At 73.5% G+C, this 22,845-nt stretch carries 24 protein-coding genes and 1 tRNA gene; 12 read left to right on the forward strand and 13 right to left on the reverse strand.

What is annotated here, in order from left to right:
• The 3 genes from ACZ4SV_RS21890 to ACZ4SV_RS21900 all read left to right on the forward strand — a co-directional run.
• A partial coding sequence (locus ACZ4SV_RS21890; protein ID WP_468006281.1) for an aggregation-promoting factor C-terminal-like domain-containing protein occupies nt 1-91 on the forward strand: 91 nt, incomplete at its 5' end.
• Nucleotides 92-356: 265 nt separating this feature from the next.
• The gene (proP, locus tag ACZ4SV_RS21895) at nt 357-1,730 is read left to right on the forward strand and encodes a glycine betaine/L-proline transporter ProP (RefSeq protein ID WP_397942425.1); all 1,374 of its coding nucleotides are present in this window, start codon (nt 357-359) and stop codon (nt 1,728-1,730) included.
• Between the two features lie 129 nt (nt 1,731-1,859).
• Nucleotides 1,860-2,531, forward strand: a complete 672-nt coding sequence (locus ACZ4SV_RS21900) for an O-methyltransferase (protein WP_468006067.1) — start codon at nt 1,860-1,862, stop codon at nt 2,529-2,531.
• Here the strand turns inward: ACZ4SV_RS21900 and ACZ4SV_RS21905 are convergent.
• A complete protein-coding gene (locus ACZ4SV_RS21905; RefSeq protein ID WP_468006068.1) occupies nt 2,495-2,923 on the reverse strand; it encodes an FHA domain-containing protein in 429 nt (142 codons plus the stop codon). The genes ACZ4SV_RS21900 and ACZ4SV_RS21905 overlap by 37 nt on opposite strands.
• Before the next feature lie 98 nt (nt 2,924-3,021).
• Here ACZ4SV_RS21905 and ACZ4SV_RS21910 point away from each other — a divergent pair, with 98 nt between their 5' ends.
• Nucleotides 3,022-3,462: a DnaJ family domain-containing protein gene (locus tag ACZ4SV_RS21910; protein WP_468006069.1), complete on the forward strand. Its 441-nt coding sequence runs from the start codon at nt 3,022-3,024 to the stop codon at nt 3,460-3,462.
• Here ACZ4SV_RS21910 and ACZ4SV_RS21915 read toward each other — a convergent pair.
• A complete protein-coding gene (locus ACZ4SV_RS21915; protein ID WP_468006070.1) occupies nt 3,451-4,815 on the reverse strand; it encodes a DNA polymerase III subunit gamma/tau domain-containing protein in 1,365 nt (454 codons plus the stop codon). The genes ACZ4SV_RS21910 and ACZ4SV_RS21915 overlap by 12 nt on opposite strands.
• A gap of 5 nt (nt 4,816-4,820) precedes the next feature.
• A complete protein-coding gene (locus ACZ4SV_RS21920) occupies nt 4,821-5,477 on the reverse strand; it encodes a hypothetical protein (RefSeq protein WP_468006071.1) in 657 nt (218 codons plus the stop codon).
• Between the two features lie 143 nt (nt 5,478-5,620).
• Here ACZ4SV_RS21920 and ACZ4SV_RS21925 point away from each other — a divergent pair, with 143 nt between their 5' ends.
• Nucleotides 5,621-6,154 (forward strand): GNAT family N-acetyltransferase, encoded by a 534-nt coding sequence (locus ACZ4SV_RS21925; RefSeq protein WP_365881539.1) that lies wholly within the window; start codon nt 5,621-5,623, stop codon nt 6,152-6,154.
• Here ACZ4SV_RS21925 and ACZ4SV_RS21930 read toward each other — a convergent pair.
• Nucleotides 6,147-8,186, reverse strand: a complete 2,040-nt coding sequence (locus tag ACZ4SV_RS21930; protein ID WP_365881547.1) for an MDR family MFS transporter — start codon at nt 8,184-8,186, stop codon at nt 6,147-6,149. The two genes, ACZ4SV_RS21925 and ACZ4SV_RS21930, sit on opposite strands and share 8 nt — an antisense overlap.
• A 151-nt stretch (nt 8,187-8,337) precedes the next feature.
• Here ACZ4SV_RS21930 and ACZ4SV_RS21935 point away from each other — a divergent pair, with 151 nt between their 5' ends.
• Nucleotides 8,338-9,222: a peptidoglycan-binding domain-containing protein gene (locus ACZ4SV_RS21935; RefSeq protein WP_468006072.1), complete on the forward strand. Its 885-nt coding sequence runs from the start codon at nt 8,338-8,340 to the stop codon at nt 9,220-9,222.
• A 359-nt stretch (nt 9,223-9,581) separates the two neighbouring features.
• Here the strand turns inward: ACZ4SV_RS21935 and ACZ4SV_RS21940 are convergent, their stop codons facing one another.
• Together ACZ4SV_RS21940 and ACZ4SV_RS21945 are read right to left on the reverse strand one after the other, a co-directional pair.
• Nucleotides 9,582-10,250 (reverse strand): HAD-IA family hydrolase, encoded by a 669-nt coding sequence (locus tag ACZ4SV_RS21940; RefSeq protein ID WP_397967389.1) that lies wholly within the window; start codon nt 10,248-10,250, stop codon nt 9,582-9,584.
• A 197-nt stretch (nt 10,251-10,447) separates the two neighbouring features.
• Nucleotides 10,448-11,029 (reverse strand): TMEM165/GDT1 family protein, encoded by a 582-nt coding sequence (locus tag ACZ4SV_RS21945; protein WP_365881533.1) that lies wholly within the window; start codon nt 11,027-11,029, stop codon nt 10,448-10,450.
• A gap of 389 nt (nt 11,030-11,418) precedes the next feature.
• Between ACZ4SV_RS21945 and ACZ4SV_RS21950 the strand changes: the two genes are divergently transcribed.
• Nucleotides 11,419-12,063 carry an HNH endonuclease family protein gene (locus ACZ4SV_RS21950; protein ID WP_365881531.1) on the forward strand — a complete coding sequence of 215 codons (645 nt, stop codon included), beginning with the start codon at nt 11,419-11,421 and terminating at the stop codon, nt 12,061-12,063.
• Between the two features lie 14 nt (nt 12,064-12,077).
• Here the strand turns inward: ACZ4SV_RS21950 and ACZ4SV_RS21955 are convergent, their stop codons facing one another.
• The 3 genes from ACZ4SV_RS21955 to ACZ4SV_RS21965 form a co-directional block, all read right to left on the reverse strand.
• Entirely contained in the window at nt 12,078-12,689 is a 612-nt protein-coding gene (locus ACZ4SV_RS21955) for a DedA family protein (protein WP_397942429.1), read from the reverse strand.
• Between the two features lie 85 nt (nt 12,690-12,774).
• On the reverse strand, nt 12,775-13,227 hold the full coding sequence (locus tag ACZ4SV_RS21960) for a DoxX family protein (RefSeq protein WP_365881529.1): 453 nt from the start codon (nt 13,225-13,227) through the stop codon (nt 12,775-12,777).
• Between the two features lie 172 nt (nt 13,228-13,399).
• The gene (locus ACZ4SV_RS21965; RefSeq protein WP_468006073.1) at nt 13,400-13,636 is read right to left on the reverse strand and encodes a DUF2277 domain-containing protein; all 237 of its coding nucleotides are present in this window, start codon (nt 13,634-13,636) and stop codon (nt 13,400-13,402) included.
• A gap of 93 nt (nt 13,637-13,729) precedes the next feature.
• Between ACZ4SV_RS21965 and ACZ4SV_RS21970 the strand changes: the two genes are divergently transcribed.
• Together ACZ4SV_RS21970 and ACZ4SV_RS21975 are read left to right on the forward strand one after the other, a co-directional pair.
• Nucleotides 13,730-14,629 (forward strand): ketopantoate reductase family protein, encoded by a 900-nt coding sequence (locus tag ACZ4SV_RS21970; RefSeq protein ID WP_365941825.1) that lies wholly within the window; start codon nt 13,730-13,732, stop codon nt 14,627-14,629.
• 173 nt (nt 14,630-14,802) lie between these two features.
• A complete protein-coding gene (locus tag ACZ4SV_RS21975; protein ID WP_397967391.1) occupies nt 14,803-15,144 on the forward strand; it encodes a hypothetical protein in 342 nt (113 codons plus the stop codon).
• Between the two features lie 74 nt (nt 15,145-15,218).
• Here ACZ4SV_RS21975 and ACZ4SV_RS21980 read toward each other — a convergent pair.
• Nucleotides 15,219-15,290: transfer RNA gene (locus ACZ4SV_RS21980), tRNA-Val, on the reverse strand.
• Between the two features lie 164 nt (nt 15,291-15,454).
• On the opposite strand from ACZ4SV_RS21980, the gene ACZ4SV_RS21985 reads away from it, so the two are divergent.
• Together ACZ4SV_RS21985 and ACZ4SV_RS21990 are read left to right on the forward strand one after the other, a co-directional pair.
• Complete coding sequence (locus tag ACZ4SV_RS21985) at nt 15,455-16,849, forward strand: hypothetical protein (RefSeq protein ID WP_468006074.1); 1,395 nt, start codon at nt 15,455-15,457, stop codon at nt 16,847-16,849.
• 123 nt (nt 16,850-16,972) lie between these two features.
• A complete protein-coding gene (locus ACZ4SV_RS21990; RefSeq protein WP_468006075.1) occupies nt 16,973-17,563 on the forward strand; it encodes a DUF4383 domain-containing protein in 591 nt (196 codons plus the stop codon).
• 7 nt (nt 17,564-17,570) lie between these two features.
• On the opposite strand, the gene ACZ4SV_RS21995 is transcribed toward ACZ4SV_RS21990, so the two are convergent.
• The 3 genes from ACZ4SV_RS21995 to ACZ4SV_RS22005 all read right to left on the reverse strand — a co-directional run bounded on the left by ACZ4SV_RS21995 (nt 17,571) and on the right by ACZ4SV_RS22005 (nt 22,452).
• On the reverse strand, nt 17,571-18,707 hold the full coding sequence (locus ACZ4SV_RS21995) for an amidase domain-containing protein (RefSeq protein ID WP_468006076.1): 1,137 nt from the start codon (nt 18,705-18,707) through the stop codon (nt 17,571-17,573).
• Nucleotides 18,708-18,861: 154 nt separating this feature from the next.
• Nucleotides 18,862-20,166, reverse strand: coding sequence for a polysaccharide deacetylase family protein (locus tag ACZ4SV_RS22000; protein WP_468006077.1), 1,305 nt, complete (start codon nt 20,164-20,166; stop codon nt 18,862-18,864).
• A 42-nt stretch (nt 20,167-20,208) separates the two neighbouring features.
• The gene (locus ACZ4SV_RS22005; RefSeq protein ID WP_468006078.1) at nt 20,209-22,452 is read right to left on the reverse strand and encodes a transglycosylase domain-containing protein; all 2,244 of its coding nucleotides are present in this window, start codon (nt 22,450-22,452) and stop codon (nt 20,209-20,211) included.
• A 177-nt stretch (nt 22,453-22,629) separates the two neighbouring features.
• Between ACZ4SV_RS22005 and ACZ4SV_RS22010 the strand changes: the two genes are divergently transcribed.
• Nucleotides 22,630-22,845, forward strand: a complete 216-nt coding sequence (locus tag ACZ4SV_RS22010) for an FmdB family zinc ribbon protein (protein ID WP_365879008.1) — start codon at nt 22,630-22,632, stop codon at nt 22,843-22,845.

The raw sequence follows: 22,845 nt of genomic DNA on the forward strand, positions 1-22,845 counted from the left end.
CCAGATCAAGTGGGGCCTGGACTACATGAACTCCCGCTACGGCAGCCCGGCCCAGGCCTGGAACTTCTGGCAGGCCAACGGCTGGTACTGAGCCGCACCCGCCGTACCGAAAATCGCCCCTCGCCTCTGCGGTTGCACTCCGGGAGCGCGACAAGGATCACACCGGCCGGCAGGCATGGCGGCGCGTGAGCGGGCAGACGTACCTGCGTAGCCGTGCTTTCGCTGCTGTACGCACGTAAGCGCGTACAGGGCGTAGGGGGCATCTGCCGCCTATGGTCGATTTCCGGCCCGGCGCACGTCACCGCCGCCGTCTCGGGCCTGTCACTGTCCCCGTCGAAAGGTAGGCGAGCCCCGTTTTGGCGTCCGTCACTGCCGTCACCCCGCACCTGAAGACCCGGCGGGCCGCCACGGCCCGCGATGTCACCGTCACCGACCCGGCGCTGGTCAAGCGCGCCGTCAAGGCGGCCGCGCTCGGCAACGCGATGGAATGGTTCGACTTCGGTGTCTACAGCTACATCGCGGTCACCCTGGGCAAGGTCTTCTTCCCGTCCGGCAACCCCACCGCGCAGTTGCTGTCCACGTTCGGTGCCTTCGCGGCGGCCTTCCTGGTCCGTCCGCTGGGCGGCATGGTCTTCGGGCCGCTGGGCGACCGCGTGGGCCGCCAGAAGGTCCTCGCCGTCACCATGATCATGATGGCGGCCGGCACGTTCGCGATCGGCCTGATCCCCTCCTACGCGACGATCGGCGTCGGCGCGCCGCTGCTCCTGCTGGCCGCCCGGCTGGTGCAGGGCTTCTCCACCGGCGGCGAGTACGCGGGCGCGACCACCTTCATCGCCGAGTACGCCCCCGACAAGAAGCGCGGCTTCCTCGGGAGCTGGCTGGAGTTCGGCACGCTCGCCGGCTACATCGGCGGCGCCGGCCTGGTCACGCTGATGACCGCGCTGCTGTCCACCGACGACCTGCTCTCCTGGGGCTGGCGCATCCCGTTCCTGATCGCGGGCCCGATGGGCATCATCGGCCTGTACCTGCGGATGCGCCTGGAGGAGACCCCGGCGTTCGCGGCCGAGGTCGAGAAGGCGGAGGCCGCGCGGCCCAAGGTGCCGCTGCGCGAGATGGTCGCGGGCCAGTGGAAGGCGCTGCTGCTGTGCATGGGCCTGGTGCTGGTCTTCAACGTCACCGACTACATGCTGCTGTCGTACATGCCGAGCTACCTCACCAGTGAGCTGAAGTACGACGAGACCCACGGCCTGCTGGTCGTGCTCGGTGTGATGGCCCTGATGATGATCGTCCAGCCGTTCGCGGGCGCGCTGACCGACCGCGTCGGCCGCCGTCCGGTGATCGCGGCGGGCTGCGCGGGCTTCCTGTTCCTGTCGGTGCCCGCCCTGCTGCTGATCCGCGACGGCAGCCTGGTCGCCGTCGCGCTGGGCATGGGCGCGCTGGGCCTGCTGCTGGTCTGCTTCACGGCCGCGATGCCGGCCGCGCTGCCCGCGCTGTTCCCGACGCGCGTGCGCTACGGCTCGCTGTCCATCGGGTTCAACGTGTCCGTGTCCCTGTTCGGCGGCACGACCCCGCTGGTCGTGACCGCGCTGATCGGCGCGACCGGGAACATGATGATGCCCGCGTACTACATGATGGCCGCGGCCGTCGTGGGCGGCTTCGCGGTGTGGCGCATGTCCGAGTCGGCGGGCCGCCCGCTGCCGGGCTCCGCACCGGCCGTCGAAGGCCGCTAGACGGAACTTCGGGGCAACACCGGAGCGGGCGGGGACCTCGGGTCCCCGCCCGCTCCGCTGTGCTGAGACCATCGAAGTGGGCGGGGCGGAACAGCCTCCGCAGGACACTCGGGAAAGGCGGCAGGCGCTATGAACGGGTCGCGGCTCTGGGACGACGTAGACGACTACTTCACCCGCCACCTCACACCGGACGACGAGGCGCTGCGCGCGGCCCTGCGGGACAGCGAGGCCGCCGGGCTCCCCGCCATCGCGGTCTCGCCCCCGCAGGGCAAGCTCCTCCAGCTTCTCGCCCAGACCCAGGGCGCCCGGCACATCCTGGAGATCGGCACCCTCGGCGGCTACAGCACGATCTGGCTGGGCCGCGCCCTGCCCGAGGACGGCAGGCTGATCTCGCTGGAGTACAGCGCCAAACACGCCGACGTGGCCGTCCGCAACATCTCCCGCGCCGGTCTGGAGCGGATCGTGGAGGTGCGCGTGGGCCCGGCCCTGGAGTCGCTGCCCAAGCTGGCCGACGAGAACCCGGCCCCGTTCGACCTGGTCTTCGTCGACGCGGACAAGGCGAACAACCGCCACTACCTCGAGTGGGCGCTGAAGCTGACCCGGGGCGGCAGCCTGATCGTGCTGGACAACGTGGTGCGCGGCGGCCGGGTGACGGACCCCGCCAGCACCGAGCCGGACGTGCTCGGCACCCGCGCCGCCGTCGAACTGATCGCCGCCCACCCGCGGCTGAGCGGCACGGCGATCCAGACGGTGGGAAGCAAGGGCTACGACGGATTCGTGCTGGCCCGGGTCGTGGACTGACCCACCTCGTGGAAGAAGCCGACGTTGACGCTGCGCGGCGCGGTGCGGTCCTGGATCACGATCTCGCCGGACCCGCCGCGGGGCAGCGCCACGGTCGCGCCGTAGCCGAGGGGCTGGGCCTGCGGACCGTGGGCGAGGCGGACCTCGGAGGCCGGGTCGGGCTGGGAACCGCGCCGCCAGGTCAGGTGCCAGGTGCCGTCCTGGCCGCACCGGAACTCCAGGTGGACGCGGGAGACGAACAGCCAGTCCTCGGGGGTGACCAGCCGGCACACCGCCGCGTCCCGGCCGACCCGCAGCACCGCACCGGGCTCGCTGGGCACCTCGGCCATCGACATGCCGGCCGTGGCACCCGCGTCCGCGCCGGAGACGGCGGCCATGGTGAGTTCGAGCACGAGCGCTCCCCCTGAACGTCCTGGTGCGGCGGGCGGATCGCCGTACCGCCGCCGCATGATAAAACGCCCGGCGCGGTCCCGTCCGGCACAATGGGTCCATGACCGAGCGAAAGCCACCCGGCGTGCCGTTCGATTCCTTCGTGGACAAGCAGATCCGTGACGCGCAGCGGCGCGGGGAGTTCGACGGGCTGCCGGGCGCGGGCGCGCCGCTGCCGGCCGACGTCTACTCCCCCTACGACGAACTGTGGTGGGTGAAGCGGAAACTGGCCCGGGAAGGGCTGGCCGTGCTGCCCCCCGCGCTGGCGCTGCGCAAGGAGGCGGAGGACACGCTCGCGGCGGCGTACGCGGCACCCTCGGAACGGATCGTCCGCAAGCTGATCGAGGACGTCAACGTCAAGATCCGGGACATGATGTTCAAGCCGCCGCCCGGCCCGCCGCTGGGCCGGAAGCCGTACGACGTCGAGGAGGTCGTACGGCAGTGGCGGCAGCGCAGGGCTGCCGCCGGGGGTGCCGCGGGCGGGCCGGACTCAGCCGTGTAGCAGCCGGCCGGCCAGTTCCCGGTAGTCGCGCAGGGCGAGCCGCAACTGCTCGGTGTCGGCACCCGTCCCGCGTTCCTCGCCGCCCTCCCAGGACATCCGCAGCGTGCGGCGCCGCCGCGTCACGGCCTCGCTGAACCGCGCGGCGATCTCCTCCAGGGCGCGGTCAGCCTCCTCGACAGCGGCCCGCGGCTCGTCCACGAACCCGCCGACCACATGCCGCATCCGCTGCTCCCACTCCTCCGCTTCCTCGCGCGCCATCAGGGGCGCGGCCTCGGCGGACGCCGGGCCCGCGGTGCCGCCCGGGGCGGGGGCGGCGGCTCGGCCCTGGTCCGGGGAGACGCCGGGGCCGGGGGTGCCACCGGCCTCCGCGGTACCGCCGGGCACCGAGGAGCCCTCGCCGCCCTGCCCGTAGCTGCCGCCGGAAACCGGGGAACCCTCGCCGCGCTCGTAGCTGCCGCCGGAGACCGGGGAACCCTCGGCGCCCTGCCCGTAGCTGCCGCCGGACGCCGTCGCCTGGTCGGGGGCCGGGGTGCCGCCGAAGGCGATCGCGGCGTCGGAGGCCGCGGTGCCTCCGGACGCGGAGGTGCCGTCCGGTCCGAAGCCGCCCCCGGACGCGGAGCCCTCGCCGTATCCCTGGGCACCGCCGGTGGCCGGGGTGCCGCCGGGTGCCGCCTCGGCGCCGCGGGCCGGGGCGCCGCCGGCCCCCGTCGCACCGCCCGCGGACTGCGGGCTGCCCGGGGCCGCCGGCCAGGCGTCCGGGGCCGCGGACTCCGTCGTGCTCCGTTCGCGCTGGCTGGTTTCGCCGGGAGACGGTGCTCCCAGGCCGTTCTCAGGCATCCGGTCCTCCTCCGAGATCGCCGCCCGCTCCGCCCGGTGACTGCCGGTGAATCCCTCGTCGGCAGCCGGGCCCGGGCCTTCCGTACCAGGACTCAGTCGTTCCGTACCGTGCCGCTGCCCGCCGCCCGGTGCCGTGCGCGCGGACCCGGCCGCGCCCGCCGGTCCCGGCGGCGGTGGTGGTGTGCCGTCCTGCGGGGCGCGGTCGTCGCCCGTCAGTCCCTCCCGGCCGGGCCCGGCCGAGCCGGGCGGCCGGCCCCGGTGTTCTCCGGGAGCGGGCTCTCCGGGCAGCCGTTCGCCGGCCCGGGGCGCGTCCGGCGTCCGCCGTCCGGGCACCGCGTCCCCCGGCGCCCACTCGTCCCGGGAGCCGCCGCGCTCCGGGCTGCCGGGTCCGCGCTCCTCCCGCGTGGCGCGTTCCCCGGGTCCAGGCGCCCACTCGGCCTGCGTCCGGTCCTCGGCGCCTTCCGCTCGTCGGGCCGAGCGGCGGTCGTGGGACGGGTCGTCCGTTCTGTCCGGCATGACGCTCAGCTCTCCTTCGGCCGGCCGTGGTGGGCCGCCCACGGGGTGTGGGAGCGGCCGTGGGAACGGGCCGGGGTGGCGGCGGGCCGGCCGGCGCCGCCCCGCGCGCGATGGCGGCCGGACTCCGCGCTGGTCAGCTCGTCGAAGAGGGCGCGCGCGCCGAGCAGCGCCGCGCGCAGTTCCTCGGTGCCGCTTCCGGTGCCGTGGGCGGCCCGGTGGACCTGCCGGTAGCCGTCGACGTGCTCGGCGTGGTGCACGGACAGCGCGGCGAGCTGCTCCTCGTACCGCCCGCCGTCCGGGTAGCCGCGCGTCGCGGCGAGTTCCGCGAGCAGCCGGTCGGCCTCGGCCACCGCCTCCCGCGGGGAGTCGACGAAGCGTTCCTGGACGGCCGTCCAGCGGTCCGCGTAGCGCTGCCGCTCGGCACGGTCCAGCGGCCGTTCGCGCAGGTCGCCGTGGCGCTCGACCCGCTCGGCCAGCTCCCGCTCGGCGGCCTTGGTGTCGCCGTCGTGCAAGGCCACGGTCCGCTCGTACTCGGGCCCGAAGCGGCGCTTCAGGCCGGGCCCGCCGCGCCGCCCGCGGCCGCGCAGGACGAGGAGGGTGGCCGCGCCGAGGACCACGACCGCCGCGATCACGATCAAAAGAATGATCAGCCCTGTGGACATGGTTGCCTTCCGGTCGGACCGGCCCCGCCGGCCGGTACTCCTGTCGGGTGACCCGGAACCCGGCCCACAAACGGTGTCCGCGCCCGCACGGCACGGGATATCCGGTTGCGGACGGCACCCGGCGGCTCCCGACAATGGCCGGCATGACGTGGACGATCAGCCCGGAGCCGTACGACTCACCGGCCGCCGCCGCACTGTGGCGGGCGTACTACACGGAGGTCAGCGACCGCTGGTACCTGCTGCACGAGGGGCGCCGCACCGACCCGGACGAGCTGGAGCGGGAGATCGCGGCCGCGACGGGCGCGGACCTCGCCCCGCCGGCCGGGTGCCTGCTCGTCGGCCGGTACGCCGGCGCACCGGCCGGGACGGCGGGCGTGCGGCTGCTGGACGCGGACACGGCCGAGCTGACCCGGGTGTTCGTGCTGCCGGGCCTGCGCGGCCGGAACGGGGCCGCGCTGCTCGTGTCCGCCGCCGAGCTGCGCGCCCGCGAGCTGGGTGCCCGGCGGATCGTCCTGGACACCCGCGCCGACCTGACCGAGGCCCGCGCCCTGTACGCCCGCCTCGGCTACACCGAGACCGCCCCGCACAACTCCGCCCCGTACGCCGACCACTGGTTCCGCAAGGAGCTGGGGACGGACGCGGCCGGGCGGCCCGGCCGCGCGGAGGTTGTCAGCTGACCTTCGCCACCGTGCCGTTGTGCGGGCGCTCGCGTTCCGCGCCGCACAGTTCGCCGGTGAGGTCGTGGACCAGCCGGCCCAGGTCGTCGGAGCGGCCGGGCCGCCACCAGTCGCCGAGCAGTTCGGCCAGGGACTCCTCGCGGGCCGCGGCGAGCCGCTCGGCGGTCTCCCGGCCGGTGTCGGTCAGCACAAGGTCGGGGCCGCGCCGCTCGGCCAGCCGCCGTTCCTCGACCTGGCGGGCGGCGGCCATGACCGCCTGGAGCGGGACGGAGCTGCGCTCGGCCAGCATGCCGGGTTCGACGGAGCCGTAGCGGCGGATGCGCAGCAGCAGCCAGCCGGCGGCGGGCAGCAGGTCGTACCCGGCCCGTTCGGTGATCGTCCGGTAGACCTCGCGGCGGCCCTCCCGGGTGCCGAGCAGGGACAGGGCCCGGCAGCACTCGTCGTAGGAGGAGCGTTCGACCGGGTTGGGCGGAATCGTCTCGGAGACGTCGGGCGCGGTGACCGAGCCGCGCAGCCGGTCCTCCTTCAGGAACCAGGCCAGCACGAAGGCGAGCAGGGCGACGGGCGCGGCGTAGAGGAAGACGTCGGTGATGGCGGACGCGTACGCGTGCAGGGCCGCGGGGCGCAGCGCGGGCGGCAGGGCGGCGATGCCCCGCGGGTCCGACTCCAGCGCGCCGGCGCTGACGCCGGGCGGCAGGCGTACGCCCCGGAAGGCGTCGGCCAGCTTGTCGCCGAGGCGGCTCGCGAAGACCGTGCCGAAGACGGCCACGCCGAAGGAGGCGCCGATGGAGCGGAAGAAGGTGGCGCCCGAGGTGGCGACGCCGAGGTCCTCGTAGGAGACGGCGTTCTGCACGATCAGCACCAGGACCTGCATGACCAGGCCGAGTCCGAGGCCGAAGACGAAGAAGTAGACGCTCATCGCGGCGGTGGAGCGGTGCTCGTCGAGCCGGTGCAGGAGCAGCAGGCCGAGGGTGGTGACGGCGGTGCCGGTGACCGGGAACACCTTCCAGCGGCCGGTGCGGCTGACGATCTGCCCGGACACCGTGGACGACAGCAGCAGACCGAACACCATGGGCAGCATGTACACGCCGGACAGGGTCGGGGAGACGCCGTGCACGACCTGGAGGAAGGTCGGCAGATAGGTCATCGCGCCGAACATGGCGAAGCCCACGATGAAGCTGATCACGGACGCCAGGGTGAAGGTGCGGACGCGGAACAGCTTCAGCGGCAGCACCGGTTCGGCGGCCCGGCGCTCCACGGCGACGAACGCCACGGCGAGCAGGACGCCCAGCACCGCGAGTCCGATGATCCGCGCCGAGTCCCAGGCCCAGGTCGTCCCGCCGAGCGAGGCGACCAGCACCAGGCAGGTGGCGACGGCGGCGATCAGGAAGGTGCCCGCGTAGTCGATGGTGTGGCGGGCGGTGCGGTGCGGGATGCGCAGTGCCACGGCGATCACGGCGAGCGCGACCAGGCCCACGGGCAGATTGACGTAGAACACCCACCGCCAGCTCAGGTGCTGGGTGAGCAGCCCGCCGAGCAGCGGCCCGAGCACGCTGGTCGCACCGAACACGGCACCGAACAGGCCCTGGTAGCGCCCGCGTTCACGCGGCGGCACGAGGTCGCCGACGATCGCCATGGACAGCACCATCAGCCCGCCGCCGCCCAGTCCCTGCAACGCCCGGAAGCCGATGAGCTGGGGCATGTCCTGGGCGGTGCCGCACAGCGCGGAGCCGATCAGGAAGAGGACGATGGCGGCCTGGAACAGCCGCTTGCGGCCGTACTGGTCGCCCAGTTTGCCCCACAGCGGCGTCGCGGCGGTCGACGCCAGCAGATAGGCGGTGACGACCCAGGAGAGGTGTTCCAGGCCGCCGAGGTCGCTCACGATCGTGGGCAGCGCGGTCGACACGATCGTCTGGTCGAGCGCGGCGAGCAGCAGCCCGAGCAGCAGCGCGCCGATCGGGACGAGCACGCTGCCCGGCACGTGTTCGCCGCCGCCGGTCTTCCGTGCCGTGCCGTGCGTGTCCAGGGCCATGCAGACCTCCCGGGGGCTCGGGTGCACCTTCCATCGTGATCGGGGTCACCACTTATGGCCTGTCGAGTCCTGCGGATCCGCGCCGAGTCCCTGCGCGGGCGGCGCCGGTCCGCCTATTCTCTGGAGTTCCCGAGGGGAGGGGGCCGTACGCGTGACCGGGAGGCAGGGCAGCACGTGCCCGGAGTGCGGGGCGCCCAGGGAGGCGGACCGCACGCCGTCGTGCGACTGCACCGAGCGGGCGGCCGAGGCGCTGCGCGAGACGCGTACAGCCCAGGCCGCGGCGGCGGAGGACTTCGACCCGCTGCGGATACGCCCGTACGTCGACGTGGTCGCGCCGCCGGCCGCGGAGCCGCCCCCGGCGATCCCGCCCGCGTACCCGCCCCCGGCCGCGGTCGTCACTCCCCGGAGCCCCGGGCCCCCGCCGGACGCGCCCGGGACGCCCCGGCCCCGGCGCCGCTGCCGCCGTCGTACCGTGCTGCTCGCGGCCGGCGGCCTGGGCGCGGCACTGGCCGTCGCGGCCGGGCTCGCGCTCTCCTCCTACCACGCGCCGGACCGGGGCCGGGCGGCCCAGGAGGTCAGGGAGAGCATCCCGGACGCGCCCACACGGACCCCCTCCTCGCCACCGCCCCCGCCGACGGCACCGCCCGCCGCGCCGCCGCGCGCCCCGCTCTCGTCCGCCCCGGCGACACCCGGCCCGGACCCGTCGTCCCCGGCGGCCTCCCCGTCGCCCAGCCCCACGCCCTCCCCCACCGCCTCGCCGTCCGCGTCGTCCGCCCCGGCCTCCGGCACCCCGGAACCCACCCCCGCCGCGGCACCGGTCCTGCGCCCCGGCGACACCGGCCCGGAGGTCACCGAACTCCAGCAGCGCCTGCGTGAGCTGAACCTCTACGGCGACCGGATCGACGGCACCTACACCCGGCCCGTGGAGGACGCCGTGCGCAACTACCAGCTAGCCCGGGGCATCAGGGGCGACACCCTGGGCGAGTACGGCCCGGCGACGAGAAAAAGCCTGGAGTCGGAAACGACCGCGCCCTGACCGGTCCCGCGAAACCACCAGCGGGCCCGCAACGACCCCGCACCCGGCGCCCGGCCCCGCACGCACGACCGACGGCGGGCCCGCTCGCCCGGCGACCGGCGGCCGCTCCGCCTGTCCCCCGACCCTGCGGGCCGTCAGCCGACACACAACCACAGCAGCCCGCCGACGCCCGCACCCGGCCGCCCACCCCGCGACCAACGACCGGTCCCCACCTGCCGCCGGCCCGCGACCGGTCAGCCGACACGCAGCCGCAGCGTCCCGTCGACGCCGTCTCCACCCGCACCCGGCCCGCACCCGGCAACCAACGACCAGCGGCCAGCGACCGGTCCGCCTGCCCCCGGCCCGCGGCCCCCGACCCCTCACCCGATACGCAGCCGCAGTGTCCCGTCGGTGCCCGTTTCCACCCGTACCCCCGTGAGGTCCCGTACCGCCGCGTCCGGGTCGTGGGGGACCGCTCGCGGGCCGATGCCCACCACGCGCATCCCCGCGGCGCGTCCCGCTGCGATCCCCGCGCCGGAGTCCTCGAAGACGACGCAGTCCGCCGGGTCGACGCCCAGCTCGGCCGCGCCCTTGAGGAATCCCTCGGGGTCGGGCTTGCTGGCGCCGACCGACTCCGCGGTGACCCGGACCTCCGGCAGGGGCAGCCCGGCGGCGGTCATGCGCACCGTCGCCAGGGCGAGGTCCGCGGAGGTCACCAGCGCGTGCGGCAGCCCGGCCAGGGACGCGAGGAACGCCCCGGCGCCGGGCACCTCGACCACGCCGTCGGTGTCGGCGGTCTCCTCGGCGAGCATGCGGGCGTTCTCGGCGACGTTCTGCTCCACCGGCCGGCCGGGCAGGAGCAGGGCCATGGACGCGTGCCCCTGCCGGCCGTGGATGACCTTGAGCACCTCGTCGCCGTCCAGTCCGTGCCGCGAGGCCCAGCGCCGCCAGACGCGCTCGACCACGGCGTCCGAGTTGACGAGGGTGCCGTCCATGTCGAGCAGGAGGGCACGGGCGGTGAGGACGGTGGGCGTGGCGGTGGCGGGCATCGGCAGCTCCAGGGAGGAGGGCCCGGGTCGGGAGCGACGGCGGGAGGAACAAGGCGGCTCCGCCCGCCGGTCAGGGTAAACGGGCGGAGCCACTTTGTTCCTCCACGGTACAAAACCGGGCCGGTTCCCGCCACCACCACCGGCGAGGGTTCACGCGCCGTTCGCCCGGGCAGCCGTCCGTTTCCCCCGCGGCGGACTCAGCCGCGCACCGCCTCCCACAGGCTCCACACGCCGAGCGCCAGCATCAGCACCGCCGCGATCTGCGTGATCAGCCGCAGCGGCACCCGCTTCATCAGCGCCTTGCCGCCGACGATGCCGAGCCCGGCGACGGCCCACAGGCCGAGCACCGCGCCGAGACCGACCGAGATCGGGTCGTCGTAGCGCGCGGCGAGGTTGGCGGTCATGATCTGGGTGAGGTCGCCGAACTCGGCGACCAGGATGAGCATGAAGCCCGTGCCCGCGACCTTCCAGAAGGACTGGTCGGCGGGCTTCTTGACCTCTTCCTCCTCCTCGCCCTTCTTCAGCAGGAGCACCGCGGCCCCGCCGAGGAAGAGGACGCCGGTGAGGGCGTGCACGATCTGCTGCGGCAGCAGGGTGAGCACGCTGCCGGCGGCCACGGCGAGCACGACGTGCAGCAGGAAGGCGGCGGCGACGCCCGCGAAGACGTACGAGGCGCGGTAGCGGGTGCCGAGGACGAGACCGGCGAGCGCGGTCTTGTCCGGCAGTTCGGCGAGGAAGATGACGCCGAAGACGAGCGCCGTCACGGTGATGCTGATCAAGGGTCCTCAATCGGTCGGGCTGCCCCGCCGAGAGTGCGGTACGTCACGCGATGACACCTCGGCACGGCAGCGCACTCGGCGCCCGTGCCGGTGGGACACGGGCGTGCACTGCTTGCCGAAGGTCTCGCTGGCGGAGCCGCGCGCGACGCGTGGCGATCCGCCTCCGGGCGCCGGCTCAGGCTCGCTGAGCAGTATGTCGACGGTCCGGCGAAGAGCTACTCCCCTTCTGCGCTCCCCATCGTACGGGATGTGAAAGTTCGGTCGTCAACCTTGTCATGACATGAACACGTCACTAGATTCTCACCGGGCGCTCACCCTCCGGCAACACCGCACCTGAAGCATTCCCTCGCCCGCACTCCAACACCCCCACCCCTCAAGGGAGTTCACGCATGTCCGGATTCTACGCGCGTCGACGGACGGGCATCCTCGCGGCCCTCACCGCCCTGCTCGCCTCCGTCGCCCTGCTCAACGCGCCGAGCGCCTCCGCCGCCCTGCCCACGCCGGTCAGCGCCGCCACCGCGCGGACCTACCTCTCCCAGCTCACCGTGGCCACCGAGAACCGCACCGGCTACAGCCGCGACCTCTTCCCGCACTGGATCACCATCAGCGGCGCCTGCAACACCCGCGAGACGGTCCTGAAGCGGGACGGCACGAACGTCGTCACCGACTCCGCGTGCGCCGCCACCAGCGGTAGCTGGTACTCCCCGTACGACGGCGCCACCTGGACCGCCGCCTCCGACCTCGACATCGACCACCTCGTCCCGCTGGCCGAGGCCTGGGACTCCGGCGCGGGCAAGTGGACCACCGCGCAGCGGCAGGCGTTCGCCAACGACCTGACCCGGCCGCAGTTGATCGCCGTGACCGACAACGTCAACCAGGCCAAGGGCGACCAGGACCCGGCCACCTGGGTGCCGTCGCAGTCGGCGTACCTGTGCACGTACGTACGCGCCTGGGTGCAGGTGAAGTACTACTACGACCTCTCGGTGGACTCCGCCGAGAAGAGCGCGCTGACGAACTACCTGGCGAGCTGCTGAGCCCGGCCGGGTCCTCAGGAAGCCGGGCGGCGGCGCATCAGACAGCCCGCCGCCGCGCCGGCGGCGAACAGCGCGGCCACCGACACCCCGGTCGCCAGCCAGGTCGCGCCCAGCCACTGGGCGCCGTAGTAGCCGAGGGCCACGCTGTAGGCGGCCCAGGACAGGCCGGCCAGGGCGGACCAGGGCAGGAAGTCGCGGGCGCGGCGGTGCGCGGCGCCCGCGCAGAAGGAGACGACCGAGCGGCCGGCCGGGGCGAAGCGGGCGAGGACGACCAGCGCGCCGCCGCCCCGGGCGAGGGCGTCGCCCAGCCGTTCCTGGGCGCTGGTCAGCCGCCGGGAGCGGGCTATCGCCCGGTCCAGCCGCGCACCGCCGCGCCAGGCCAGCCGGTAGGCGACCAGGTCGCCGAGGACCGAGGCGGTCGCGGCGGAGAGGATCAGGGCCAGGATGTCCGGCACGTCGTGCGGCACCTTGCCCGCCGCGCCGGAGCCGGCCGCGGCGGCCGTGCCGGCCGTGATGACGAGCACCCCGCTCGGCAGGACCGGCAGGAACACGTCGAGGAGCACCGACACGGCCACCACGGCATAGATCCATGGACCGGCCGCGAGCGACCCCACGCTTTCGAACACCACGACTCCCGTCACTCCCCCGTTTGACGGCTGTACAGCGTACGCGGGGGTGTGACGGGAGTTCCGGGCGGGGTTCGCGGGACGGTCAGACCGCGACCGGGGTCTGTTCCGCCGTGGCGGCGCCGGCGGCCGGACGCCGGCCGAGGAGCCGGTCCACGCCGAAGGCGCCGGAGCCGGTGAAGACCAGCAGCAGGAACGCCCAGCAGAACAGCACCGACAGCTCGCCGCCGTTCTGTATCGGCCACAGGGCGGCCTGCTGGTGCACGTCGAAGTAGGCGTAGGCCATCGAGCCGGAGGCGATCAGCGCGGCGCCGCGCGTGCCGAGGCCGAGCAGCACCAGGGCGCCGGCGACGAGCTGGATCACGGCCGCGTACCAGCCGGGCCAGGTGCCGGTCGCGATGGTGCCGCCGTTGGTGCCGGCGGCGCCGCCGAGGACGCCGAAGAGCGAGGCGGCGCCGTGCACGGCGAAGAGCAGGCCGAAGACGATGCGGAAGAGCCCGATCGCATACGGCTGAGCGGAATTGAGGCGTGCGGACATGAGGATGACTCCTGTTCGGTGTCTGTCAGACCGGCTGGGGACGTACGAAAACCGGTCATGGGGACGGCGGTACCGAATGGAGCCACAGGTTAGGCGAACCTAAAGAGTGCTTGCAAGTTCAACATTTGGCCATAACGTGTCGCCCCCAGGGGCCGGCGGGACGCCCGCGCCGCTAGGGAACACTTCCTGAACGGTCGACACGTCCCCGCACCTCCAGGCCGCCCAGCAGCTCCGCCGTGGCGCGGGCGACGGCGTCCACCGCCGCGTCGAAGACCTCGCGGTTGTGGGCGGCGGGGGCCCGGAAACCCGAGACCTTCCGCACGTACTGCAGCGCGGCCGCGCGGATCTCCTCGTCCGTGGCCTCGCCGGGCAGGGCGGGCGGACGCAGTGTCTTGATGCTCCGGCACATGCCCCAAGTCTCCCGCGCACCCCGTCTTCCTGGGATGATCCCCGCGAAGGCGGCCACCGATCCCCGGGGCCGACCGTCGAAGGGAACCCCTCCATGACGCACCCGCTCACCGTGGCCGTCCTCGGCCCCGGCGGCACCGGCGGCCTGCTCGCCGCCCTGCTCTCCCGCGCCGGCCACCGCGTGCTGTGCCTGGCCGGAAACAGCACCGCCGCCACCCTGCGCCGCACCGGCATCACGGTCCGCAGCGCGCAGTACGGCGACTTCACCGCCCGCGTCGAGGCGGACACCGAGCTGCGCGAGCCGGTGCACGCCTGCCTGATCACCGTCAAGCACACCGCCCTGGACGCCGCCCTCACCCGGGTGCCGCCCGCGGTCCTCGGCGACGCCCTGGCCGTACCGCTCCTGAACGGCGTCGAACACCCGGCGGCCCTCCGCGCGCGCTACCGCCCCGACCGGGTCGCCCCGGCCGTGATCCGCGTGGAGTCCACCCGGGTCGCGCCGGGTGTGATCGAACACGGCAGCCCGTTCACGGAGATCGACCTCGCCGGGGACACCGTGCCCCGGGACCGGCTGGAGGCGCTGGCCGGCGCGCTCGCGGAGTGCGGCACGACCGCCCGCGTGGCCGGGGACGAGACGGCGGCGCTCTGGGCCAAGCTGGCCTTCCTCGCCCCGTTCGCCCTGCTCACCACCCGGTACGGCGTCCCGCTCGGCACGGCCCGCACCCGTCACCGGGAGGAGCTCCAGGCGCTGGTCGCCGAGGCCACCGCCGTCAGCCGCGCCTGCGGCGCCCCCGCCGACCCGGACCGGACCCTCGCCCGGTACGCCGCCTTCCCGCCCGCCGCCAAGTCCTCCATGCAGCGCGACGCCGAGGCCGGCCGTCCGCTGGAACTCGACGCGATCGGCGGTGCCCTGCTGCGCGCGGCCGCCCGGCACGGCGTGCCGGCACCGGTGACGGACCGGCTGGTGCGGGAGCTGCGAGCAGCCGGCCACTGACCCGCCGCCTCCGGCCCCGGCCCCCTCCGTACGGAGGCCGGGGCCGCCTGCGTGCGAGGGGCCGGGGCCGCCTGGCGTCCGGGGGCGTCGCCGCCTCACCCGTCCGGCTGAACCTCGCCCCTCGGAGCCGCCGGTCCTCGCTCCCGTAAATCGAACAGGCGTAGCATTGTCGTGTGGCTACGACCTATGAATTCCCCAGTGACCTCCTCGCCGGCCAGGAGGAGCTGCATCAGGTCCGGGCCGAGCTGTCGGCCCTGCTCAAGCGGCTGCCCTGGTCGGTCGAGCCCCTGGACGGCTTCAGCGACGACACCGGCTGGCGCAGGACGGAGCGGCCCGCGTCCCCCGGCTGGACGGAGGACGAGCAGGCCGAGGTGGAGAAGCTGCGGCGGCGCGAACACGAGCTGGCGGTGTTCGTCAGCACCCACCGCTTCTGGGCCGAGGTCGCGGCAGCGGACCGCGTGGAGGTCCGCAGCCGCCTGAAACACGCCCACGAGGAGCCGGCGGAGCGGAAGTAGCGGGACACGACGACGGCCCCCCGGAGACTCCGGGGGGCCGTCGTGATGTCCCTGAGCTGGGCCTTGCCGGCCGGTGGGCGCGGACGGTTTCGAACCGCCGACATCCTGCTTGTAAGGCAGGCGCTCTACCCCTGAGCTACGCACCCGGGACAGGTCGACAGCCTACATGGCCGCACGGGCCGCACCGCACACAGCGGACGGAAGACCGGGGCGCCCGGGAGCGAACTGACCGGCCTGGGTGTTCGTCTTCCCCGGGTGGGGGAGGTGGGAGAATGGCACCACCCAGGGCGGACCACCACGGGAGAGGGTTGTGACGGTGACACCGGGCAGGTCAGCGGCACCGTCGTACCCGCCGCCGCCCGCCGCCCGGACCCGGCGGAGCCGCTCGGCGCTCCGTGACGCCCTCGCCCTGCTCGGGCTGCCGCTGCTGGCCGCGCCCGTGCTGGCCGCCGCGTTCGCCGGCGGCGGCACCCGGCGCTGGTTCGGCGGGCGGGCGGAGAGCCAGCGGGCCGAGGCGCAGGCCGCGAAGGACGCCGCCGCGGCCGCCTTCTACGAACTGGACACCGCCCAGCGGGACCTGCGGATCTCCGTGGAGACCATCGCCGCCGTCGACGACTCCCCGGCCGCCCGGCGCGCCGTCTCCGGTTTCGAGGCCCTCGGGCAGCGCATCGACGAGGCCAGCCGGCAGTACATCGAGGCCGTCGACGCCCATGATCTGGACCGGCACGACCTGGAGCCCGGTACGGCGGCGCGGGCGCGGACGGAGCTGACCGCGGCCCGGGACGAGCTGCTGCGGACCCGGCAGGAGCTGGACCGGTTCGGCGGCTCGCTCGGGTCGCTGCTGGACAAGGCGGAGACCAGGCTGGCCCGGCTCGCGCCCGCCGTGGAGCGGGCCCGGCAGTCGCTGCTGGCCGCGAGCAACGCCCTGGACGCGGTACGGCAGCAGAACCTGCGGGCCGACGAGCTGGCCGCGCGGCTGGCGGCCCTGGCGCCCGAGCTGACCCGGCTGAACCAGGGCGCGGGACAGCACGGGGTGCCGGCGACGCTGGAGCGGGCCGAGCGGGTGCAGCGGGAGGCCGGGGCGATCCGGGCCGAGGCCGAGCGGCTGCCGCAGCGGGCGGCCGAGACCGACCACCGGCTGGTGTCGCTGCGCACCCGCGCCCAGGCGCTGACCACCCGGGCCGGACAGGTGGAGCCGGTGCTGAGCGAGCTGCGGCGCCGGTTCACGGCCGCCTGCTGGCAGGACCTCCAGCAGGTGCCCGGCCAGGCCGGAGAGAACGTCCGGCAGGCCGAGCGGAAGCTCCAGGAGGCCCAGGCGGCGCGGGACGCCCAGCGGTGGGCGGACGCCACCGCGCTGCTGGCCACCGCGCGGGCGCTGCTGAACGCCACCGACGAGGCCGTCTCGGCCGCCGGCGACCGGCTGGCCCGGCTGAACGCCGTGCAGAAGGACCCGCAGGCGGAGATCGAGCGGACCCGGTTCGCGATCCGCGACGCGCAGCGGCTGGCCATGGCGGGCCGGACCACGCCCGACCCGCGGCATGCCCGGCCGCTGGACGACGCGGTGGCCCGGCTGGAGCGGGCGGTCGGCACGCTGGAGGGCCGGCACCCGGACTACTGGCACTTCCTGGCCGAGACGGAAGAGGTGCGGCGGGCGGTGGCGCGGGTGGTCACGGGCATCCGCGAGGAGCGCGGGCACGCGTCCTGAGCAGGGTCCCGGGCGTGGCGCCGGCCCGGGACCGGGGCCGGCCGCGCGTGTTGCCGGGGGGCCGGGTCTGTCGGATATTGAAAACGGACGGATGGCCTCCGCTAGCGCCCGAGGGAGACGGAGATGGCCACACACGCGGTCCGCACGAGGAACGCCGGGGAGAGCCGGCGGACGCGACTGGACGACCACCTGCCCGTCGACCACAAGCTCAACCGGGTCTACCGGATCGGCGCGGGACTGATCGGCGCGTTCCTGGTGGCCTTCGGCATCCTGGGCCTGATCGACCAGATCGGTTTCTTCAGCACGGGCGGCAACACGGTCGCCGGCCTGAACAGCAACGGCGCGCTCAGCGTGCTGTCGATCTGCATCGGTGCCGTGCTGCTGGCCGGCATGGTGATCGGCGGGAACTTCGCGTCGACCCTGAACATGGTCCTCGGCGTGCTGTTCCTGCTGAACGGCTTCCTGTTCCTCGGCCTGCTGGACACCACGAGCAACTTCCTGGCGTTCAAGATCCAGAACGTGTTCTTCAGCTTCATCGTGGGCCTGCTGCTGATGACCTTCGGCATGTACGGCCGGGTCGGCCACGCCCTGCCGCACGACAATCCGTACTGGCGGGCCCGCCACCCGGAGTCCTCCCCGCCGGAGCGGCGGCACGAGCGGGAGGACGTCCAGGAGTGGCGGGGCCCGCGGCCGGACCCGGGCCGGGCCCGGTAGGGGTCCGTCAGGTGCGGTAGGCGTAGAACGCCGCCTTCGGGTACGAGGCGACGAGGCTGGCCACCGACCGGTTGTAGGTGTTGGTCGAGTGGTAGCTCACGTACGGCACGCCCCGGCTGTCCCGGTAGGTGACGATCATCGAGTGGTCCTTCGAACCGTCCCGGTTGAAGTCCATCTGGAGCACGTCGCCGAGGTCCAGCTGGTAGACGTTGGCGAGGCTGGTGGCCCGCTTGGAGGACAGGGCGAACCAGGAGAACTCGTTGACGCCGACGAAGGAGTCCGACTGGATGTCGGAGTTGCCGAACCACTTGTGGAAGTCGTTCGTGTAACCCGGCGCGTGCTTCCAGCCGCCCGCCTTCAGGGCCTGGCTGACGAAGTTGGTGCAGTCGCCGCCGGCGCCCTGCCCGTTGAAGTCCGGGTAGGCGGGGTTGTAGTTCTTCCAGTACTTCTGCGCGTAGGCGACCATCGCCTTGTAGTCGTAGCCGGTCGCGGAGAAGTTCTTGCGGTTGGCGGGGGCCGGCCAACCGGTGGCCGCGCGGGCCGCGCTCGGCGGGCCGTCGTCCTCGGCGGTGGTCCCGGCCTTGGCCACGGACGGTGTGGCGACCTGGTTCACGGCGAGGTAGCCGTCGTCGGTGTCGCGGATGCCGGTGAGCTGCCAGCCGCCGTGCCGGCCGGCCGTGAAGGTCAGCTCGTGGTGCGCCTGGAAGCCGGTCGTCCGCGCGCCGGCGGCGGCGGCCTTGTCGTACGTCAGCGTCGTGGTCTCGGTGACGGCGACCTTGGCGTGGCGGCCCGTCACCCGGGTGGCGTCGAGCGTCACCTTGGTGCTGCCGGCGCGGTAGGTCTCGCCCAGCCGGGCCAGCCGGCCGCGGCGCTCGCGCAGCTCGTCCAGCGCCGTCCGCTGCTGCCGGTCCTGCCCGCCGGACAGGCGCACGGTCCCGGAGAAGCCGGCCGTGTGCCGGGTCTCCGTCTTCGCGGCGCCGTCCACGAGAGCCTGCGTGCGGTCGGTGAAGACCGCGTCGGCCAGCCGCTGGAAGGTCGCCTTGGTGGCCGCGTCCACCGTCGGGTCGTCGGTCACCGCCGCGCCGGCGCTCCAGTTGGGCACCAGGGCCACACCGGCGACCACCGAGGCGGCCGCGGCGGTCACTATGGCGGTACGGCGCCCCTTACGGCTCAGTTTTCTTGATCTCAATGATGTTCCCCTCTACGCCGGTACACCTACCGGGCGAGGGGCATCTTCGCATGACGCGGACGCCGGTTGTGAAGAGGGTTGCACAAGTGGAACCAGCGCTGCTGACTTGTTACTTGACGACCGCCGACCAGTCCGGCGCCTGGGCCGGATCGAGGCTGCGCAGCGCGGCCAGCGTCTGCGGTTTCTGCGCGTCGAGCCAGTCGGCCAGCTCCTTGAAGGACACGCACTTGACGCCCTTCTTGGTGCAGACGTTCTTGACCACCTGGTCGATGGCCTTCATGTAGATGCCGCCGTTCCAGTCCTCGAAGTGGTTGCCCACGAACAGCGGTGCCCGGCTGCCGTAGTAGACCCGGTTGAAGCCCGCCATGTAGGAGTCGACGGTCGCCTGCTCCCAGCCCGGGAACTTGGCGGGATCGCCCTGGGTCTCACCACCGGACTGGTTGTACAGGAAGTTGAAGTCCATGGACAGTCCCTGGTACTTGCCGTCCTCGTACGGCAGCATCTGGAGCGGGAAGTCCCATACGCCCTGCTTCTTCGAGGGCCATATCTGGAAGTCGCCGGGCGAACTGGCGTCGTAGCGCCAGCCGTAGCCGTAGCGCTTGAGGGCCTTCAGCAGGTTCGGCTGGCCCTCGAGGCAGGGCGCCCGGCCGCCGACGACCTCCTTCTTGAAGTCGAACGGCAGCGGCGGCACGTCCGTCCAGCCGGTGTTGGTCTTCCAGTGCTCCGTGAAGTCGAAGAACTGGTCGATCTCGCTCTTCCACTCCTGCACGCTCCAGTCGCCGCCGCCCTTGGCCTCGCAGAAGTGGCCGTTGAAGTGGGTGCCGATCTCGTTGCCGTCCTCGTACGCCTTGCCCAACTGCTCCAGCGTGGTGCGGATGTGGTCGTCGGTGGCGTAGTCGATCGCGGCGTCGCCCGCGGAGTGCATCGGGCCGTGGTACAGCGCCTTCTTGCTCTTGGGCAGCAGGTAGATGCCGGTGAGGAAGAAGGTCATGTGCGCGTTGTACTCCTCGGCCAGCTCCCGGTAGTGCGAGAACAGGTGGTCGCCGCCCTCCAGCGCGCCGTCCCAGGAGAAGACCACGAACTGGGGCGGCTTCTCGCCGGGCTTGAGCGGTACGGCCTTCAACTGCCCTTTCTGCGGGCCGGTGTAGGAGGTGGAACCGTCGCCGAGGACCTTGGTCCTGCCGTCCCACTCGGGCGTCGGGCTGGGCTTCGGCGGCACGGCTCTGGGCTTCTTGCCGGCCGCGGCGGCCGGCGTGCCGCTGCCGTCCGAGCCGGACAGCGCGAGGAAGCCGGCCACCAGCGAGGCCACGACGAGGAGGGCGGCCAGGGTCAGGACCTGGGGGCGGGTGGCGCGGGGCGCAGCGCGGCGGCGGGGGGCTCGACGGCGGCCTGACGACGACATCTTGCGAGGCATGCGCGGCTCATTCTGCGGGAGGGAGGGTGGGCGGGCCACGGCTCAGCCGAGGCCCGTCGCGGCCGACCAGAGGGCATACGGGACGCTGTGGGCGGAGGTGCCGGCCAGGCCCTTGAGCGGCAGCGGCTCCAGGGACTCGGCCAGGTCGATCCGGTAGACGACGACCGCGGTGGAGACGGAGTCGGCGGTGCCGACGTACCAGGCGGCCGTGTCCTTGTCGGTGGTGCCGGCCTTCCCGGACACCCCGGAGCGGCCGGCCGCCGCCTCGGGGTGGGCGGCGCGGAAGGAGTCGGTGAGCGCGTCCGTGACCGCCTGGGCCGTCCCGGCGCCGACCGCCCGCTTCGGGTGCGGGGTGGCCAGCGGGACCGGGGAGCCGTTGCGGGTGATCAGGCGCACCGAGTACGGCTCGGTGTGGTCGCCCTGGGCGGCGAAGGTGGCGTAGCCGCTGGCCATCCGGATGGCGCTGGGCGTGGAGTTGCCCAGCGACAGGGCGGGCACCTGGGGGCCCATGCTGGAGGACAGCAGTCCGGACGCCTCTGCGGTCTGGCGCACCTTGTCCAGGCCGGTGTCCATGCCGAGCTGCATGAACGGCGTGTTCACCGACTTCGCCAGGGCCTCGCGCAGCGTGAGGGGCCCGTAGGACCTCCCGTCGTCGTTGTGCGCGGCGACCTTCTTGCCGCTGCGGTCCCAGTACGGCCCCTCGGGCGTGGTGACGGGCACGCCGTCGTCGCCGTCGTAGACGCTGTCCGGGGTGACGGGAGTGGCGGGTCCGCCGCGGGTCTTGCGCACGCCGTGTTCGAGTCCGGCGGCGTAGACGAACGGCAGGAAGGCGCTGCCCGCCGGGACCGTGGTCGCGTTGGACTCGTTGTAGCCCTGCCTGCGGTGGTCCGGGCCGCCGTAGACGGCGAGGATGCGGCCGTCGGCGGCCACCGAGGCGGCGCCGTAGTGGCCGTTCTCCGCCACCTTGGGATCGTTCTGCCGGGCCGCCTCGCGGGCCTTGGTGACGGCGCCGGTGACGGCCTGCTCCCGCTTGCGGTCGAAGGTCGTGTAGATCTGGTAGCCGCCCAGGTCGAACTGCTTGGCCGTCAGGTGCCCGGCCTTCTTGGCGTACTGCGAGGCCAGTTCCACCAGGTAGTCGCTCTGCTCGCCGGTGTCGTACAGCGGGTTTGTCCGCAGCGGCTCGGGGAAGTGGCGGTACGTGGCCCGTTCCTCCGGTGACAGCTTGCCGATCTTGACCATGCGGTCCAGGATCCACGACCAGCGCTCCACGGCCCGTGCGTGGTTGGCCTTGCCGAGGGTCGGGTCGTACAGGCCGGCGCCCTTGAGCAGCGAGGCGAGCATGGCCGCCTCGGAGGCGTTGAGCTTGCCGACGTCCTTGCCGTAGTAGGCCTGGGCGGCGCGCTGGATGCCGTAGGTGCCGCGGCCGAACCAGCTGGTGTTGAGATAGCCCTCCAGGATCTCGTCCTTGCTCATCTTGTTGTCCAGCTTGAGGGCGATCATCGCCTCGGTGAATTTACGGCTTATCGTCTGGTTCTGCGTGAGATAAACGTTTTTGACGTACTGCTGGGTAATAGTGGATCCGCCTTCGGTGTCCCCCTCGCCCACCGTGCGGAACAGCGCCCGGCTGATGCCTTTGACGGATATGCCCGGGTCCGAGTAGAAGCTCTCGTTCTCCGCCGCGAGCACCGCCCAGCGCACGTCCGGCGGGATGTCCTTCAGCGGCATCGCCTGCCGCTGCACCCAGCCCGTGCGGGCCATGGGCGTGCCGTCGGACCAGAAGTAGACGTTGTCCTGCTGGGTCGCGTACGCGTTCAGGTTGCTCGGTATGTCCGTCATCGCGTACGCGGTGACGAGGAACGCGCCGAGCAGGCCGCAGGAGGACAGCACCACGCCGATCCACTGGCGCCAGGAGGGCATCCAGCGCCGCCAGCCGGTGCGGCCGGGGCGCGGGTAGACGGGCTTCAGACGGCGCGCGAGGACGGCTGTGCGGCGGGCGTACGGGGCCACGCGGCGCGCGTACGGGGCCAGCGGGCCGAGCAGCCGCCCGGCCGCGCCGGCGGCCGCGGCCCGGGTCCGCTCCCGGCCGCCGGCGCGCGCGCCGCGCCGGCGCTCGGCCCGGCCGCCGCCCGGGGCGGGCGGCTCGGGCGGCGCGGGCACGCGCAGCTGCATGGTCTCGTCCGCCCGGAGGGCGTCGACTCTCAGGTGCAGGGTCTCGTCGGCACTCGACGGCTCCTCGCCCCGGCCACCGGCCACCGGGCCGTCCTCCCCCTGCGACGCATCGGTCACGCCTGCGTCTCCCTCCGCACTCGGTCTTGCTCGCGCGGGTGAGCTGAGCATCCTCGCAACGGCGTTCACAAATTATCAGTAACGTTTTCGAATGCCCTACACATATGCCGGAGGGAAAGCAACACTCATGAAACATTGAGATGCCGCTGGTCCCCCCGCGACGGTTAACCTGGGCCCATGCCTCGCTACGAGTACCGCTGCCGGAGCTGCGGCGACACGTTCGAACTCAACCGTCCGATGGCGGAGTCCGCCGCCCCCGCGAGCTGCCCCGCGGGCCACGACGACACGGTGAAGCTGCTGTCGACGGTGGCCGTGGGCGGTGTGGCCGGCACACCGGCGCCCGCGCCCGGGGGCGGGGGCGGCGGCTGCTGCGGCGGGGGGTGCTGCGGGTAG

The sequence above is a fragment of the Streptomyces sp. NPDC027672 genome (genome assembly GCF_055566335.1).